The organism is Oligella sp. HMSC09E12 (genome assembly GCF_001808505.1).
Lineage (GTDB): Bacteria > Pseudomonadota > Gammaproteobacteria > Burkholderiales > Burkholderiaceae_B > Oligella > Oligella urethralis.
Window position 1 is genome coordinate 19,712 of the sequence record NZ_KV793539.1, and the last position, 15,699, is coordinate 35,410.

General features: G+C 47.4%; 15 protein-coding genes. 12 read left to right on the forward strand and 3 right to left on the reverse strand.

Annotated features, from left to right (window positions below; all coding sequences use genetic code 11):
• Position 1 precedes the first annotated feature (1 nt).
• Positions 2 to 898, reverse strand: a complete 897-nt coding sequence (gene rsgA, locus HMPREF3179_RS02440; protein ID WP_070469580.1) for a ribosome small subunit-dependent GTPase A — start codon at positions 896 to 898, stop codon at positions 2 to 4.
• On the reverse strand, positions 895 to 2,163 hold the full coding sequence (locus HMPREF3179_RS02445) for a M48 family metallopeptidase (RefSeq protein ID WP_070469582.1): 1,269 nt from the start codon (positions 2,161 to 2,163) through the stop codon (positions 895 to 897). The genes rsgA and HMPREF3179_RS02445 overlap by 4 nt, the downstream gene beginning before the upstream one ends.
• Before the next feature lie 66 nt (positions 2,164 to 2,229).
• Here HMPREF3179_RS02445 and orn point away from each other — a divergent pair, with 66 nt between their 5' ends.
• From orn to HMPREF3179_RS02475, 6 genes are read left to right on the forward strand one after another with little or no spacing between them, the layout of a single operon-like run.
• Positions 2,230 to 2,781: an oligoribonuclease gene (gene orn, locus HMPREF3179_RS02450; protein ID WP_070469584.1), complete on the forward strand. Its 552-nt coding sequence runs from the start codon at positions 2,230 to 2,232 to the stop codon at positions 2,779 to 2,781.
• Between the two features lie 9 nt (positions 2,782 to 2,790).
• Entirely contained in the window at positions 2,791 to 3,234 is a 444-nt protein-coding gene (gene acpS, locus HMPREF3179_RS02455; RefSeq protein ID WP_018026230.1) for a holo-ACP synthase, read from the forward strand.
• A gap of 18 nt (positions 3,235 to 3,252) precedes the next feature.
• Positions 3,253 to 4,320: a beta-N-acetylhexosaminidase gene (gene nagZ, locus HMPREF3179_RS02460; protein WP_070469585.1), complete on the forward strand. Its 1,068-nt coding sequence runs from the start codon at positions 3,253 to 3,255 to the stop codon at positions 4,318 to 4,320.
• A gap of 16 nt (positions 4,321 to 4,336) precedes the next feature.
• Positions 4,337 to 6,166 carry an excinuclease ABC subunit UvrC gene (gene uvrC, locus HMPREF3179_RS02465; RefSeq protein WP_070469587.1) on the forward strand — a complete coding sequence of 610 codons (1,830 nt, stop codon included), beginning with the start codon at positions 4,337 to 4,339 and terminating at the stop codon, positions 6,164 to 6,166.
• A 43-nt stretch (positions 6,167 to 6,209) separates the two neighbouring features.
• The gene (gene pgsA, locus HMPREF3179_RS02470; protein WP_070469589.1) at positions 6,210 to 6,788 is read left to right on the forward strand and encodes a CDP-diacylglycerol--glycerol-3-phosphate 3-phosphatidyltransferase; all 579 of its coding nucleotides are present in this window, start codon (positions 6,210 to 6,212) and stop codon (positions 6,786 to 6,788) included.
• Between the two features lie 31 nt (positions 6,789 to 6,819).
• Positions 6,820 to 8,049, forward strand: coding sequence for an MFS transporter (locus HMPREF3179_RS02475; protein WP_070469591.1), 1,230 nt, complete (start codon positions 6,820 to 6,822; stop codon positions 8,047 to 8,049).
• A 139-nt stretch (positions 8,050 to 8,188) separates the two neighbouring features.
• Here the strand turns inward: HMPREF3179_RS02475 and mltB are convergent, their stop codons facing one another.
• Positions 8,189 to 9,295, reverse strand: a complete 1,107-nt coding sequence (gene mltB, locus HMPREF3179_RS02480; protein ID WP_070469594.1) for a lytic murein transglycosylase B — start codon at positions 9,293 to 9,295, stop codon at positions 8,189 to 8,191.
• 219 nt (positions 9,296 to 9,514) lie between these two features.
• Between mltB and HMPREF3179_RS02485 the strand changes: the two genes are divergently transcribed.
• From HMPREF3179_RS02485 to HMPREF3179_RS02510, 6 genes are all read left to right on the forward strand, one after another.
• Positions 9,515 to 10,399, forward strand: a complete 885-nt coding sequence (locus HMPREF3179_RS02485) for a histone deacetylase family protein (RefSeq protein ID WP_070469596.1) — start codon at positions 9,515 to 9,517, stop codon at positions 10,397 to 10,399.
• Between the two features lie 254 nt (positions 10,400 to 10,653).
• On the forward strand, positions 10,654 to 11,403 hold the full coding sequence (locus HMPREF3179_RS02490; protein WP_048767206.1) for an electron transfer flavoprotein subunit beta/FixA family protein: 750 nt from the start codon (positions 10,654 to 10,656) through the stop codon (positions 11,401 to 11,403).
• Between the two features lies 1 nt (position 11,404).
• Complete coding sequence (locus tag HMPREF3179_RS02495; protein WP_018026222.1) at positions 11,405 to 12,337, forward strand: electron transfer flavoprotein subunit alpha/FixB family protein; 933 nt, start codon at positions 11,405 to 11,407, stop codon at positions 12,335 to 12,337.
• Positions 12,338 to 12,492: 155 nt separating this feature from the next.
• Positions 12,493 to 13,080, forward strand: coding sequence for a TRAP transporter small permease subunit (locus HMPREF3179_RS02500; RefSeq protein ID WP_018026221.1), 588 nt, complete (start codon positions 12,493 to 12,495; stop codon positions 13,078 to 13,080).
• Between the two features lie 14 nt (positions 13,081 to 13,094).
• Positions 13,095 to 14,993, forward strand: a complete 1,899-nt coding sequence (locus HMPREF3179_RS02505) for a TRAP transporter large permease (RefSeq protein WP_246824340.1) — start codon at positions 13,095 to 13,097, stop codon at positions 14,991 to 14,993.
• A gap of 9 nt (positions 14,994 to 15,002) precedes the next feature.
• Positions 15,003 to 15,668 (forward strand): phosphoribosylanthranilate isomerase, encoded by a 666-nt coding sequence (locus HMPREF3179_RS02510; RefSeq protein ID WP_026156799.1) that lies wholly within the window; start codon positions 15,003 to 15,005, stop codon positions 15,666 to 15,668.
• Positions 15,669 to 15,699: the final 31 nt, after the last annotated feature.

Below are 15,699 nucleotides of genomic sequence, written 5' to 3' on the forward strand. Positions count from 1 at the left end.
TTTACCACCTTTTGGCTGCCTCATTTTCAGCAATAATCCGTTGGTACAATTGATAGCGCTCGGGCTGTATTTGCCCTTGCTCTAGGGCGGCAATGACGCCACAGCCAGGTTCTTGTAGATGTCGGCAATTGTAAAAGCGACATTGCTTAAGCGCCTCATTAAACTCCGGAAAGCCTTTGATAATCTGCTCATCGCTCAGATGGAGTAAGCCGAAGTTTTGAAAGCCGGGTGAATCAATTAAGGAAGCAACAAGCTCAACGTTATTATGAATATCGTAAAGCTCGGTTTTTGTGGTGGTATGACGACCAGTGCCTAAGGCTTGAGAATGTGCTTGTGTATGGGCTTTGGCCTCAGGTGCCAGTACATTTAAAATGCTGGATTTACCCATCGCACTTTGTCCTAGTAAAAGTGCCGTTTGCCCCTTAATCAGTGGTAGTAGCTTAGCACTTAAATCCTCGCTGTCGGTGATGGTGCATTCAATGATCTCAACGCCTAGCTGATGATATAGCTGGAGACGTGCTCTGGCCTCCGCTAGACCGCTTTCTATATCGATTTTATTTAAAATAATATAGGGTTTAAGCGTTTCATTCCAGGCGGCGGTTAAGGCTCGCCCCAACAAATCCTCAGAAAATCGAGGCTCCACGGCGGTGATAAATAAAAGCACATCGACATTAGCGGCAAATTGCTTGCTTCGCATTTCATCGCTACGATAGAGTAAATTCCTACGCTCATGCACTGTTTCAATGCGTGCTTCATTTTGACCTTGTGCTGATATGGTGACATAATCACCGACGCAAATCCCTGCACGTTTGCCGCGCGTATAGCAATGCCATAATTGATCCTCAACGCGGGCCACATAATGTCGACCATGGGCAGAGATAATGCGTCCTTGCATCATGCTGCTGCTCCCATCAGGCGCTTAAGGTGTTGAATCCGAATGATGGCCGGTGGGTGGCTATCATAATAGGCGGAAAAAATCGGGTCCGGCGTGAGGGTGCTGGCATTATCGTCGTAGAGCTTAACCAAGGCAGCAATGAGCGCATTGGCATCGCTGTGTTGAGCGGCAAAGGCATCTGCTTCAAATTCATCACGGCGTGATAAGCGACTATTGAGTGGGGTGAGCCAAAACGTAAAGCTTGGTATGACTAAGGCAAAAAGTACCAAGCTTAAGGCATGATAATGCTGCTGCTCCCCTAACGGCACACCCAAACCCTCGTAGAACCAGCTTTTATCACTAACATAGCCAAGTAGTGCGAAAAAGATAAAGCTGCCGATCACCATCCAGGCTAAGCGCTTAATAATATGTTTATGCTTAAAATGCCCAAGCTCGTGTGCCATAATGGCTTCAATCTCATTTGCCCCCAATTTGTTAAGGAGCGTGTCAAAAAAGACAATGCGACGATTGCTACCGAAACCCGTGAAAAAGGCATTGCCGTGTGAGCTGCGTTTGGAGCTGTCCATCACAAAAAGACCGCTTAGCTGAAAATCACAGCGATTGGCTAGGCTTTCGATTTTATCTTTCACCTCGCCCTCATCTAAGGGCGTGAATTTATTAAATAAAGGCATTAACCAGGTGGGGGCTATATACATCATCACTGCCATAAAGACGAGCACCACTAACCAGGCCCAAAACCACCATTGCTCAGTGCTTTGCATCAGATATAAAATAGCCCATAAAATGGCACTACCCAATACCAGCGAGAGGGCCGAGCTCATGAGAGTGTCTTTGATAAATAAGCCGGGCGTAGTGCGATTAAAACCGTATTTTTGTTCAAGTCTAAAGGTTTTGTAAATCGCAAAGGGCAAGCCTAACACGCTTAATATTAGCTGGACACAAAGAATAAAGAGAATGGATTTAAAAATCGTTGGCTCCGCTGCTAAGCCAAAGGCTTGGTAGAGCCAATGAAGACCGCCTAAGATGGTGAGCGCCAACAGTATCACCACATCATAAAATAACTGAAGTTGACTGAGTCTTAAGCGCTCTAAGCTGTAGCGGGCAGCGCGTTGGTGGCTTTTTAAGCTAATCTGCTCGGCAAACTCTGCAGGTACGGCGCTGGCATGTTTTGAGATAGCGCGGATTTGGCGGATATTTAACCAGGTGTGAATGGCAAAATCCAGAATAATTAAGCTAATAAATAAAAATGTAAAATGATGTGCTTGCATGGCGTTTAGTATAAATAATCGTTCTATGCGACAATACTAGCATTATAGTAAATTCAAGGAAGATGTATGAGCTCAAAAGACCTTCGTTTAGTTTGGTTGGATATGGAAATGAGTGGTTTGGATCCGGAAATTGAACGAGTGTTGGAAGTTGCGGTGGTGGTGACGGAGCCGGATTTGACGGTGGTGGCCGAGGGACCGGTGATTGCCATTCATCAACCGGACGAGGTATTAAATGCCATGGATGAGTGGAATACTACCACTCACGCCCGCACCGGTTTAACCGAGCGTGTCAGAGCCTCAACCGTTACCGAGGCTGAGGCAGAGCAGCAATTAATTGCTTTTTTAAGTCAATATGTTAATAAGGGCACCTCACCGCTTTGTGGTAATACGGTGAGTCAAGACCGTCGCTTTATGTTTAAGTATATGCCCGAGTTCGAGCGCTTTTTTCATTATCGTACCCTGGATGTTAGTACGCTCAAGGAATTGGCGCGACGTTGGTATCCCGAGGTTTATCGGGGTGTGGTCAAAAAGGGGCGACACGAAGCGTTGGCGGATATTTATGAGTCCATTGAGGAACTGAAGCATTACCGTGATAATTTTTTAAAATTACCGAGCTAGGTGTAATACATGTTTGATCCCAAACTGCTTGACTCCCAGCAAAGTGCAGCGATGTCAGCCATTGCCGGTATTGGTATGGATTTAATCTATATTAGTCGTATTCAAAAGGCGTTTGAACGTCATGGTGAGCGTTTTTTGAAGCGTATTTTGGGTGCTGGTGAGCGTGAGAAGTTCGAGCGACGGTATGCCCGCGATCGGCAGCGGGGCGTGACTTTTTTAGCAACACGTTTTGCAGCCAAAGAGGCCTTTTCTAAGGCAGTGGGTCTAGGGATACGTTCGCCGATGCGTTGGTCAGCCATGCAGACCTTAAACGCCCCAAGTGGCAAGCCAATGGTGGTGTTAAGCGGTGAGTTAAAGCAGTGGTATGAGGCGCGCTTCGGTGAAGCTCATGTGTCGTTGACGGATGAATCCGATGTGGCCATGGCCTTTGTGATTGTAGAGCGTAAAGTATAGTTTTTTTAAAGGCAGAGTATGTCAACACATAATAATCATACAAATATAGACTTAGGCCCAGTGATGGTGGATGTGGAGGGTCTGTGCTTGCAGCGCCACGAGATTGAGCGGCTGAAAAATCCCCTTGTCGGTGCGGTAATCCTATTTGCCCGTAATTATCAGGATCCGAATCAGTTAAGTGAGTTATGTCGCCAGATTCATGAGGTACGTGAGCAACCGCTACTGATTGCGATTGACCATGAGGGCGGGCGGGTACAGCGTTGCCGTAGTGAGGGCTTTACGCCTCTGCCGGCAATGCGTGACTTAGGTGCGTTGTGGGATAGGGATCCGGACGCAGCCTTAGCGTTGGCGCACGAGGTCGGCTATATTTTGGCGGCTGAATTACGTGCTTGTGGGGTGGACTTTTCCTTTACTCCTGTTTTAGATTTGGATTATGGTGCTAGCGAGGTGATTGGCAATCGCGCTTTTCATCGTGCGCCAGAGATTGTGGCTAAACTATCTGAGGCCTTAATCGCTGGCTTGGCTGAGGCCGGTATGGCTGCCTGTGGTAAGCATTTTCCAGGTCATGGTTTTGTCGAGGCGGATTCGCATGTGGCCATCCCAGTCGATGAACGTGAGTTTGATGACATTTGGCAAGAGGATGTTCAACCCTATGTGGCACTAGGCCATTTAAAGCTGCCTTCGGTGATGCCTGCGCATGTGATTTATAAAAAAGTGGATGCGATGCCAGCAGGTTTTTCAAGGTTCTGGATTCAAACAGTCCTACGTGAGCGTATGGGCTACCAAGGCATGGTGTTTTCTGATGATTTGACCATGGAGGGCGCTTCCGTGGTCGGTGGGATATTAGATCGTGCCGAGGCCGCCTTTGCTGCTGGTTGCGATATGGTGCTGGTGTGTAATCGCCCGGATTTGGCGGATGAGCTGCTAGCAGGCTTAAAGCATGAGAACACGGCCGAGTCGCTTCAGCGTTTGCAAAATTTGATGCCCAAAGAAGCCTTTATGAATTGGCAACAATTGCACAATGAGGCACGTTACCTTAACGCAAGGGAGTTGCTTGAACGTGCGCTAACTAAGCGCTCAGCGTAGTTTTTTGCAGAACAGCATGCGTGTTGAATCATCCACTTTTGATCTAGCTGGCTTCTTAAGAGACCTGCCCAATCTTCCCGGTGTGTACCGACATGTTGCGGCGGACGGGGAGGTTTTGTATGTAGGCAAGGCCAAGGATTTAAAAAAACGGGTTTCGCAATACTTTCAGAAGAATTTACAAAGTCCGCGCATTGCGCATATGGTGGCGCGAGTCGATCATGTGGATATTACCATTACCGACTCGGAAGCTGAGGCCTTGATTTTAGAGGTTAATTTAATCAAGCGCTTGCAGCCTAAGTACAATATTCTGTTTAGGGACGATAAATCCTATCCGTACTTGATGTTTAGCGAGCACGAGGCACCGCGCATGGTTTATTACCGTGGTTCCACCAATAAGGCGGGGCAGTTTTTCGGGCCCTATCCTAATGCCTTGGCAGTGCGTGACACCATGCAGTTATTGCAGAAAATTTTTCGACTGCGCACCTGTGAGGACAGTGTTTATAGTAATCGTTCCCGCCCTTGTTTGCTTTATCAAATTCAGCGCTGCTCGGGTCCTTGTGTAGATTTGATTTCTAAAGCCGAGTATCAGGCAGATGTGGCGCATGCGGTTAAGGTATTACACGGTGAGTCTAATGAAGTGCTTGATAATTTAGAGGCTAAAATGCTCAAGGCCTCCAATGACTTAGCTTTTGAACGGGCGGCCATGTTTCGTGACCAAATGCACTCATTAGCTACCTTAATGCAGCAGCAGGCCATGGAATCCTCAGATCAGCTTGATGTGGATGTGATTGCGGTGGAACAGTATGAGGGCAGTTTCTGTCTTAATCTTGCCATGATTAGGGCAGGGCGTCATTTAGGGGATAAGCCGATTTTCCCCACGCATGTGAATGGTGACGCAGCCGAGGAGATTCTGGCCGCCTTTATGGCAAGTCATTATCTAGAGCATCAATTGCCCTCGCTACTGATTTGCTCGCATCCCTTACCCGATCCGGAGCTGTTGCTGCTTTTAAAAACGGAGGGTAGAGCGCGTCCGCAAGTCATTACTCGACCTAGTGGAGTGCGTAAAAACTGGTTAGAACAGGCACAGCGTAATGCTCAGCTAGCGCTCCAGCGTCGTGCGGCGGAAACCGGTCAAATGCTTGAACGCACACAGGCCTTGGCTGAATTGCTAGGCCTTGATATGGACCCTGAGGCCTTAGCGAAATTGCGCATTGAGTGTTTTGATATCAGCCATAGTCACGGCGAGGCTACGCAGGCTTCCTGTGTGGTGTATCAACAGCATGATATGCAGCCGTCATTGTATCGTCGCTATAACATTGCTGGCATTACCGGGGGCGATGATTACGCAGCGATGCGTCAGGTGTTACAGCGTCGTTATGCGCGCGGTTATGAGTCCGAGTCCATGCCGCAACTCGTTTTAATTGATGGCGGCAAGGGGCAGGTAGAAGTGGCGCGCCAGGTGTTCACGGAATTGGGTATTGATTGTTCAATCATTGTCGGTGTGGCCAAAGGCGAGGACCGTAAAGTGGGTCTTGAAACCTTGATTTTTGCCGATGAGCGTCCGCCAGTGGCATTGGGTCTCAGCTCTAAAGCCTTATTATTAATTGCACAGATTCGAGATGAAGCTCATCGTTTTGCGATTACCGGTATGCGCAGTCGTCGCGCCAAAGCACGCAATGTTTCCCGTTTAGAAGAGATTGAGGGCGTGGGACCTAAGCGTCGTCAGCGTTTGTTAGCCCGGTTTGGCGGTTTTAACGGGGTGGTCAATGCGAGTGTGGATGATCTCGCATCGGTTGAGGGTATTTCTCAGCAAATGGCACAACGAATTTACGATGCCTTGCGTTAAGTTTTCAGCTTAAAATAAGCAATTGAATGGTAAGATAGCTGCTATGAAATCAATCAATATCCCTATTATTCTTACTTGGCTGAGAATTGCCATGATTCCCGTGGTGATCGGTTTATATTACCTGCCAATTGAGGGTCTCAGTATCGCCCTACGTGATTGGCTGGGTGCGGCTGCCTTTGTTGTGGCGGCCATTACCGATTGGCTAGACGGTTATTTGGCGCGCCGTTGGGGTCAGACTTCAGCCTTTGGGGCCTTTTTAGACCCTGTCGCAGATAAGCTGATGGTCTGTGCTGCTTTATTGGTCTTGCTGGACTTAGGGCGGGTTGAGTCCTATATTGCGTTAATTATTATTGGTCGCGAATTAACTATTTCCGCTTTGCGTGAGTGGATGGCGAGCGTTGGTGCTCGTGGTAGTGTGGCGGTCAATCAGTTGGGTAAGTTTAAAACCGCTGCGCAAATGGCGGCAATTCCTTGTCTGATGGTTTATCAGACGGTGTTTGGCATTGATTTGGTGCTGGTGGGGGAGGTGCTGATTTTCTTAGCGGCCTTTTTAACCCTATGGTCGATGTTTTACTATTTGAGTAAGGCCTGGCCCGCCCTTAAGCATGCCGATAAAAAATAGTGTTTCCCGCTGCAGAGGAGCTAGCTAAGCGATGGTACTATCAGTGCAAAACAAGCTCTCAGTTCGACGTGTCTTGCTTTGTGGCGGATTAATCGTCACCCTATCCGTCGGTATCCGCCATGGCTTTGGTCTGTGGTTATTGCCCATTAGTCAGGCCCATGGTTGGGATAGGGAGGTCTTCTCCTTTGCTATGGCCGTGCAGAATCTCGTTTGGGGCCTAGTTGGTATTTTTGCCGGCATGTTAGCGGATCGTTATGGTGCCTTTAGGGTGATGGTTGGGGGCGCGCTTTGCTATGCCTTAGGGCTGTTCGGGATGGCTTACAGCACCACGCCGTTGATGTTTATTTTAACGGCTGGGGTGATTTCAGGGATGGCTCAAGCGGCAACCACCTATGTGATTGTGTTTGGCATTATCGGGCGTCATATCAGTGCTTCAAAGCGTTCTTGGGCGATGGGCGTAGCAGCTGCCACGGGTTCTTTTGGGCAGTTTATGATGCTGCCGATTTCTAATAGTTTGATCAGTCTTAATGGTTGGCAGGGCGCCTTAGTGATTTTGGCTTGTCTGTCCTTGTTGATTATCCCCTTGGCGAGCTTTTTACGCGAGCGTGTGATTTATTTGCCGGCTACGAATGACGGCGCAGTCGTGGCTGAACAGGGTGTGATGGAAGCGTTGTGGGAGGCACTAAGCTATCGTAGCTATGTGTTATTAATTGCCGGTTATTTTGTGTGCGGTTTTCAGGTGGTGTTTATCGCTGTGCATCTACCCGGTTACCTTAAGGATAATGGCTTGGGTCCTGAGGTTGCGAGCTTTGCGTTGGCCCTTATCGGCTTATTTAATATTTTCGGTAGTTACTTGGTCGGGGTGTTGGGACAGCGTTTTCAAAAGCGCTACTTGTTGATGGCTATTTATGCACTCAGGATCGTGGTCATTACTATCTTCTTGCTTGCACCTTTAAGCTCAGTGAGTGTTTATCTTTTTTCAATGGCATTGGGTTTGATCTGGTTGTCCACCGTACCGCCGACCAACGCCTTAATTGCCATCATGTTTGGGGTGCGACACTTATCGATGCTGGGTGGTTTAGCCTTCTTTAGTCACCAAGTGGGATCCTTTTTAGGTGTGTGGCTAGGCGGTATTTTTTATGATCGATTCGGTAATTATGATCTGATGTGGACGTTAGCCATTGTGCTTAGTGTATTTGCCACCTTGGCTAATTGGCCGATTCAGGAGCGGGCGATTGCACGGCAGCAGGGGGCTGCTTGAGACGTATAGCTTATGAAGGGATTGCGGATTATTCTGTGCTTTGCAGTGATCTTTATACTGCTGACGATTTTATCCATGTACCTAGATCCGAGCTTCTGGATGCGAGCTTCGGATCTAGTGTGGTCATGTTTTTAATTGACTATTTGAGCGTTTCCGCAAAATCTGCCACGGAGGCAGCATAAAAGTAGCTGTTATTGTATTTGGTAATGGCAAAGAAGTTTTGTGTGGCAATGCGGTATTCGTTTCGGCCACTCGTCTCATCCATCAGATTAATCACCCCTAACACGCGGCCATTTTGCCATGTTGCATTAGCCACCTTGCTAGTGGAACCCTGTGCTTGCAACTCTTGCCATGTCAATGTGGGTTCTAAGCCCTTGCCTTCAACGGCGGCCGGGTTGCTGGGCAAACTAGCGGGGGCAAACACCGGCATGCCGCGCTGCCAACCATGCTTGACTAGGAAATTAGCTACCGAGTGAATGGCATCCACTTCACTATGGCGTAAATCAATGCGCCCGTCACCATCACCATCGACCGCAAAATGCATAATACTAATCGGCATAAACTGTGGAAGACCGGTGGCACCCGCAAAGGATCCCAGCTCGTTTTGTGCGCTTAATTTACCTTGATGATCTAACTTAATTAAGGCGGCCAATTGATTACGGAAGGATTGGTGACGGTCAGGGCGATTAGGATCGGGATGGTAAAAACCAAGGGTATACAGCGCATCCAATAAGCGGAAATCACCCATATACTTACCGTAAACGGTTTCTACCCCAATAATACTGCCAATAATTTCCTTAGGCACGCCATAGTGTTGCTCCACCTGGCGCAGGGTGCTGGCATTTCTTTGCATAAAGCCTTGGCCACCGCGTACCCGAATAGGGTCCATCACACGATTGCGGTAGGTCGTCCATGAGCGCTTGACTCGTCCTTTGGAACTGGGTGCCATCAGACGCTGGGTTTGTGAATTAATCTGTGCAGAATGAACTAAATTGCTCACATGCTGCTGCGGGATCTGATAACGCTCAGCGACTTCCTGTATAAATTCATTCTGATTAGCACTTAAAGGGCGACTTTCAAAATCGGCACTGACAGCACTGCTGGAGGAGGCAGCGGTGTTGGTCGCCACCTTATGCGTGTCGGGTTGCGGCTGTCGATTGGCAGGTGCTGACGTATCCGGGGTGCCGGCGCAGGCGCTGAGTACCATGACGGTCAGAGGGGTAAGGAGTAGATTGCTAAGCTTCATAATGAGTATAGTTTAGAAAATGAGGCGAGTTTATTGCATAAAGCAATTATTTAAGCATAATTGTTCTCGGATCAACGCTAGGGTAAATACTTAAATTTATTTTAATGTCCTCTATATTAAGATGTAGTTGATAAGATAAATTTTTTGTATCACTGAGCGTGAGGAAGTGTTTTGAACGACACCCTTTATATTACTCATCCGGACTGTAGCTTGCATGATATGCGTAGTTGGCATCCCGAATCGGCAAAGCGCTTGACTGCGATTCACGATCGTCTGTGTGCCACTGATTTAATTTGGTGTCTTAAAGCGATGGATGCGCCTCAAGCCACTGAGGAGGATATTTTACGCTGTCATGATGCGGAGTATATGCACTTTATTAAGTCCAATATCCCCGCTGAGGGCTATTTTAATATTGATAATGAGGAGACGAGTCTGAACCCTCATACTTGGAAGGCGGCATTGCGAGCAGCCGGTTCGGGTATTCTTGCGGTTGATGAGTTATTAAATGCACGTGCCAAAAATGCTTTCTGTGCGGTGCGGCCACCCGGGCACCATGCGGAGCCTAATCAGAGCACCGGCTTTTGTTTTTTTAATAATGCCGCCATTGCGGCGCGTTATGCGGTGCATAAATACGGTTTGGAGCGTATAGCGATTATTGATTTTGATGTGCATCACGGTAATGGCACTGAGAAAATCTGCGCCAATGATCCCACGATTAAGATGTTCAGTTTTTTTCAGCATCCTTTTTTCCCTTACTCCGGTACTGAGGACGTCGCTAGCAATATGCATAATGTCCCGCTCAAGGCCTATAGCGGTCGGGAAGAGGTAGAAGCTGCGGTAAATTCAGTGTGGCTGCCGATTATGGAGGAGTATAGACCAGAACTGGTGATTATTTGTGCTGGTTTTGATGCGCACCGCGATGATGATATGGGGCAGATGAGTTTACTGGAGCGCGATTTTATTTGGTTGACTAAGCAATTGATGGCGGTGGCTGATAGGCATTGTCAGGGTCGTGTCATTAGCTTTCTTGAGGGGGGCTATAATCTTAGCGCCTTGGCTCGTAGCGCGACTGAACATGTGCGTGCTTTAGCCGGTTTTTGCTGATCGCTACAGTTAAAAAGCTTGACAAAGGCAATCATAATTCGCTTATGATCATCAAAATCTTATCAAAAGCAGCTAAATCGTTGTAAAAAGCTCACGCTTTACGTTAGGTTAGTTAATTACTTAAGCGTTGCTTAAGGCCGCATTTCGGAAATTGATTAGATTTAACGCCTTAAAGTAGGTAAAATGATTTTTGACAGTATGTAATACTTATTGCATATAAATACAATTAGCAAAATTGCCATAGGAGAAAGTTGATGAAGGTCTTGGTACCTGTCAAACGCGTTGTTGACTATAACGTCAAAGTACGTGTTAAAGCTGATCAGACAGACGTTGATATTGCCAACGTGAAAATGTCGATGAACCCATTCGATGAAATCGCCATGGAAGAGGCAGTACGCCTTAAAGAGCAGGGTAAAGTGACGGAAGTCATTGCTGTTTCTTGCGGAGTGGATAAGTGTCAGGAAACGATTCGTACCGCGATGGCACTGGGTGCTGATCGCGGTATCCTGGTACAAACGGATGCCGAGTTACAGCCTTTAGCGGTGGCCAAGTTGCTTAAAGCACTGGTGCAAAAGGAAGAGGCTCAAGTCATTCTCCTAGGTAAGCAGGCGATTGATGATGATGCGAACCAAACAGGTCAGATGCTGGCGGCCTTGCTAGACCGACCGCAGGCGACTTTCGCCTCCAAGGTTGAGTTGGGTGCCGACAGCGCCACGGTGACGCGTGAGGTTGATGGCGGTTTAGAAACGGTTGAAGTAGCGTTGCCGGCGATTATTACGACCGACTTGCGCTTAAATGAGCCGCGCTATGTTAAGTTACCTGACATCATGAAGGCTAAGAAAAAGCAGCTTGATGTGGTGACGCCTGATGACTTAGGGGTGGACGTTACGCCACGCATCAAGACCTTAAAAGTATCTGAGCCACCTGCACGCCAAGGCGGTATTACTGTGCCTGATGTTGATGCTTTAGTTGATAAGTTAAAAAATGAAGCAAAGGTGATCTAAGATGACGAATTTAGTAATTGCTGAACACGATAATTCTTCTTTAAAGCCTGCTACGCTAAATACGGTAGCAGCCGCTGCCAAGCTTGGCGGTGACGTGCATATTCTAGTGGCCGGTAAGGGCGCTCAAGCGGTTGCTGAAGCCGCTGCCAAGGTTGCTGGTGTATCCAAGGTATTATTAGCTGATGGCGATAGCTTAGAGCACTTTTTAGCTGAGAATGTGGCAGAGCAGGTATTGGCAGTGGTCGCTGACGACTACAGCCATGTTCTTTTCCCAGCAACGGCTAATGGTAAAAACGTGGCACCACGTGTGGCTGCTAAGTTAGACGTAGCGCAAATCACGGATATTATTGCGGTCGAATCAGCTGATACATTCCAGCGTCCAATCTATGCGGGTAATGCCATCGCAACAGTTCAAGTTGAAGGCGCTAAAAAGGTGCTGACAGTACGTACCACGGCATTTGATGCGGTCGCTGCCGAGGGCGGTGCTGCTGAGATCGTTACCATTGATGCGGTTGCTGATAGCGGTTTATCCAAGTTTGTGGGTCGTCAAGTAGTTGCTAGCGACAGACCTGAATTGACCGCCGCTGAGGTGATTGTGTCTGGTGGTCGCGGTGTTGGCAGCCAGGAAAATTTTGCCATTATTGAGAAATTAGCTGAGAAATTAGGCGCTGCGGTGGGTGCTTCCCGTGCGGCGGTTGATGCTGGCTACGCACCTAACGACTTGCAGGTAGGTCAAACGGGTAAAGTAGTGGCTCCGCAGCTGTACATTGCTGTGGGTATTTCCGGTGCGATTCAGCACTTAGCCGGTATGAAGGACTCTAAAGTCATTGTCGCTATCAATAAGGATGCGGAAGCACCGATTTTCGGTGTAGCAGACTACGGTTTAGTGGCTGACTTATTCCAAGCCGTTCCTGAATTAACCGAAAAATTATAATGGCTTAGGCTGAGTATCAGCTTAAGTGATTAGATTGACTGCAATGGCCGAGATGACTCCTTATCTCGGCCATTTGTCGTTAATCATTTGTGTTAAACTTTTTAAGCAATTATTTTTAGTGCTTTATCTCCTATCTCATACAAAGAGTCACCTCAATGCGTTCTTTACTCGTACTCTCCAGATTTTTTGACTTTATTATCAGCAAAGTTGGGCAGTTAGTTATTTGGCTAACCTTATTAATGGCGCTTGTGAGCGCCGGCAATGCCATTTATCGTAAGGTTTTTCATAGCAGTTCTAATGCTTGGCTAGAAATCCAATGGTATTTATTTGGGGCAGTGTTTTTACTGGCTGCTGGCTACACCTTTTTGAAAAATGAGCATGTGCGGGTGGATGTATTGAATGCTCGCCTAAAGGAGCGAACGCAGGTCATTATTGACATTATTGGCGTGATCTTTTTTATTTTGCCGGCCTGTGCCTTAATTGTCTACCTGTCTTGGTCTTTTTTTATGCATTCCTATGTGACCGGTGAAATGTCGTCTAATACTGGTGGTCTGATTCGTTGGCCTGTGAAACTGTTAATTCCAGTTGGCTTCTCATTGATGATTATGGCGGGGATTTCACATTTGATTAAGTGTATTGCTTTTTTAAAGGGCATGGCGCCTAATCCCTTGCGTAAGGCAAAGAGTAGTGATGAAGAGCTACTAGAAGAACTTAAACAACAAAATCCTAACGAGCAGCCATAGGAAAGTAGAAAATGATTGAATTTATTCTTGCTAATATGCCCCCGATCATGTTTTTAACCTTGATCGGTTTATTGTTGTTAGGATTTCCAGTTGCCTTTTCCCTTGCCGCGAACGGTATTTTTTATGCGGTCTTGGGGATAGTATTCGGTGAATTTAGTTTTAGCTTCTTACAGGCTTTACCCAATCGTGTCTTTGGTATTGTGCAAAACGATACTTTGTTGGCGGTGCCGTTTTTTACCTTGATGGGCTTAGTACTTGAGCGCTCGGGGATGGCTGAGGATCTACTGGATACGATTGGTGAGATTTTTGGACCGGTACGTGGTGGCTTGGCCATTGCGGTGATCTTAGTGGGTACCATGCTTGCCGCAACCACCGGTGTGGTGGCGGCATCTGTGATTTCCATGGGTCTGATTTCACTACCGATTATGATGCGCTATGGCTACGACCGTCGTTTAGCCACAGGGGTGATTGCCGCTTCGGGTACTTTGTCGCAGATTATTCCACCTTCCTTGGTCTTGATTATTTTGGCGGACCAAGTGGGTCGTTCAGTGGGTGATATTTATCGTGGTGCAATGCTGCCGGCCTTGACGTTGGTAGGTATATATATTGTGTTTGTGTTAGTGGTGTCCTTGTTTTTCCCTAAAATGGCACCCGCCTTACCCGCAGAAGCACGCAAGTATCGTGAAGATAATGGTCGCTCGGGCTTACGCTCCTTATTAGTCACTACCTTGTTAGCGGGTCTGATTGCCTATGCGATTGATGCCGCATTTTTTGCCAGTGCCAATACACCGATGGATGAAAAAATCGTCGTCAGCCTTTTGCTTTGGGGCTTGGTGATGTTTGTCTTTGCACTAGCTGATAAGCTGTTAGGTACCGGCTTACTATCAAAAATCACTTCGCGGGTGGTTTTTGTGATGGTGCCACCGTTGTTATTGATTTTCCTGGTGCTGGCTACCATTTTTATCGGCGTAGCCACACCCACCGAAGGGGGCGCCATGGGTGCCGTGGGTGCCATTGTGTTGGCTTGGTCGCGTGGTCGCTTAAACTTGACATTACTCAAGCAAGCAATGGAATCAACCACGAAGCTGACCAGTTTTGTGATTTTTATTTTGGTCGGTTCCACCATTTTTACCTTAACCTTTACCGGTTTTGGCGGTCAGCATTGGGTTAATAGTCTGTTCTCCGATTTGCCAGGTGGCATGTATGGCTTCCTGATTGTGGTCAGTATTTTTATCTTTTTACTCGCATTTTTCCTAGATTACTTTGAGTTGGCCTTTATTGTTGTGCCTTTATTAGCACCGGTTGCGGAGAGTTTGGGGATTGATTTAATCTGGTTTGCAGTGATTTTAGCGGTTAATATGCAGACCTCCTTTATGCATCCACCCTTTGGTTTTGCCTTATTCTTCTTGCGCTCTGTGGCGCCACAGGAAGCCTATGTGGATAAGGTCACTAAAAAACGGGTCGAGGGAATTAAAACCACACAGATTTACTGGGGTGCGGTGCCATTCATCATCATTCAGTTGTGTATGGTGGCAGTTGTTCTATCCTTCCCGGGTTTGGTGATGCACTATAAAGGTACAGGTCCTAAAATCGACCCTGCTACCATTCAACTGGGTACCGATTTCGGTGGTGGTTACGGCAGTGATTCTTATGGCAGCGATCCGTTTGGCAGTGACCCTTATGGAGATGATAGCTTCGGTGGCGCTTCCGGGTCTGATAGTTCAAACGGTTTATCCGGTGACGCAGCTACCTCCGGTGATGCTTATGGCCCTGATCCTTATGCCGTGGATTCTTTCGGTAGCGGTAGTGTAGGCGGCGCAAGTAGCGGCGGTGACGGTGCTGCTGAGTCTTCTTTGGAAAAAGAGCATCAGCAAGCCGATAGCAAGGATCCTTTTGCTGTCGAGTTTAAATAGAGGCTGCAGATGTCCTATCGCACAAGAATAAAGTTTTGTGGCATGACCCATCCTGATGATATACAGCAGGCGGTGGATCTGGGGGTGGATGCCTTAGGCTTTATTCTTTACCCCAAAAGTAAAAGGGCATTAAGCTTTGAGCAATTAAAGCTTTTAGTTGCCAAGGTGCCGGTGTGGGTAAGTAGCGTTGTGCTATTGGTTAATCCTGAGGTGGATGAAGTGCGGCGGGTGATCACAGAGATTAAACCGGATTATCTGCAATTTCATGGTGATGAAAGTGCCGAATTTTGTGAGCAGTTTAATTACCCTTATCTTCGTGCCATAAGGGTAGGGGCGCCCGGTATTTCTACGCCTGAAGAAATAGCCCACGTAACGGCTCAATATCAACAAGCAAAAGCTTTCATTTTTGATGCTTATAGTCAGGGTTATGGTGGTGCCGGTATTAGTTTTGATGCCGATTTATTAAATGTAGTCAGAGAGCAGCAGGCTAAAGATAAGATTATTATTGCCGGTGGTTTGCATCCCCAAAATATCCGCTCTTTTGTCCAAAAGTATCAACCATTTGCTGTGGATTTATGCAGTGGCGTGGAGAGTTCACCCGGTCACAAAGATCCGGTTAAAATGCAGCGATTTATGTCAGAGCTGGCACTTGGGCAAGCTCGTTTAAGAGTCTGAGACCTTTGCAATAACCCCTCAAACTTCCTAA

Excerpts from the sequence above, each read along its gene's own strand:
- rsgA (WP_070469580.1), bottom strand. The coding sequence starts at position 898 with ATGATGCAAGGACGCATTATCTCTGCCCATGGTCGACATTATGTGGCC.
- HMPREF3179_RS02445 (WP_070469582.1), bottom strand. The coding sequence starts at position 2,163 with ATGCAAGCACATCATTTTACATTTTTATTTATTAGCTTAATTATTCTG.
- orn (WP_070469584.1), top strand. The coding sequence starts at position 2,230 with ATGAGCTCAAAAGACCTTCGTTTAGTTTGGTTGGATATGGAAATGAGT.
- acpS (WP_018026230.1), top strand. The coding sequence starts at position 2,791 with ATGTTTGATCCCAAACTGCTTGACTCCCAGCAAAGTGCAGCGATGTCA.
- nagZ (WP_070469585.1), top strand. The coding sequence starts at position 3,253 with ATGTCAACACATAATAATCATACAAATATAGACTTAGGCCCAGTGATG.
- uvrC (WP_070469587.1), top strand. The coding sequence starts at position 4,337 with ATGCGTGTTGAATCATCCACTTTTGATCTAGCTGGCTTCTTAAGAGAC.
- pgsA (WP_070469589.1), top strand. The coding sequence starts at position 6,210 with ATGAAATCAATCAATATCCCTATTATTCTTACTTGGCTGAGAATTGCC.
- HMPREF3179_RS02475 (WP_070469591.1), top strand. The coding sequence starts at position 6,820 with ATGGTACTATCAGTGCAAAACAAGCTCTCAGTTCGACGTGTCTTGCTT.
- mltB (WP_070469594.1), bottom strand. The coding sequence starts at position 9,295 with ATGAAGCTTAGCAATCTACTCCTTACCCCTCTGACCGTCATGGTACTC.
- HMPREF3179_RS02485 (WP_070469596.1), top strand. The coding sequence starts at position 9,515 with ATGCGTAGTTGGCATCCCGAATCGGCAAAGCGCTTGACTGCGATTCAC.
- HMPREF3179_RS02490 (WP_048767206.1), top strand. The coding sequence starts at position 10,654 with ATGAAGGTCTTGGTACCTGTCAAACGCGTTGTTGACTATAACGTCAAA.
- HMPREF3179_RS02495 (WP_018026222.1), top strand. The coding sequence starts at position 11,405 with ATGACGAATTTAGTAATTGCTGAACACGATAATTCTTCTTTAAAGCCT.
- HMPREF3179_RS02500 (WP_018026221.1), top strand. The coding sequence starts at position 12,493 with ATGCGTTCTTTACTCGTACTCTCCAGATTTTTTGACTTTATTATCAGC.
- HMPREF3179_RS02510 (WP_026156799.1), top strand. The coding sequence starts at position 15,003 with ATGTCCTATCGCACAAGAATAAAGTTTTGTGGCATGACCCATCCTGAT.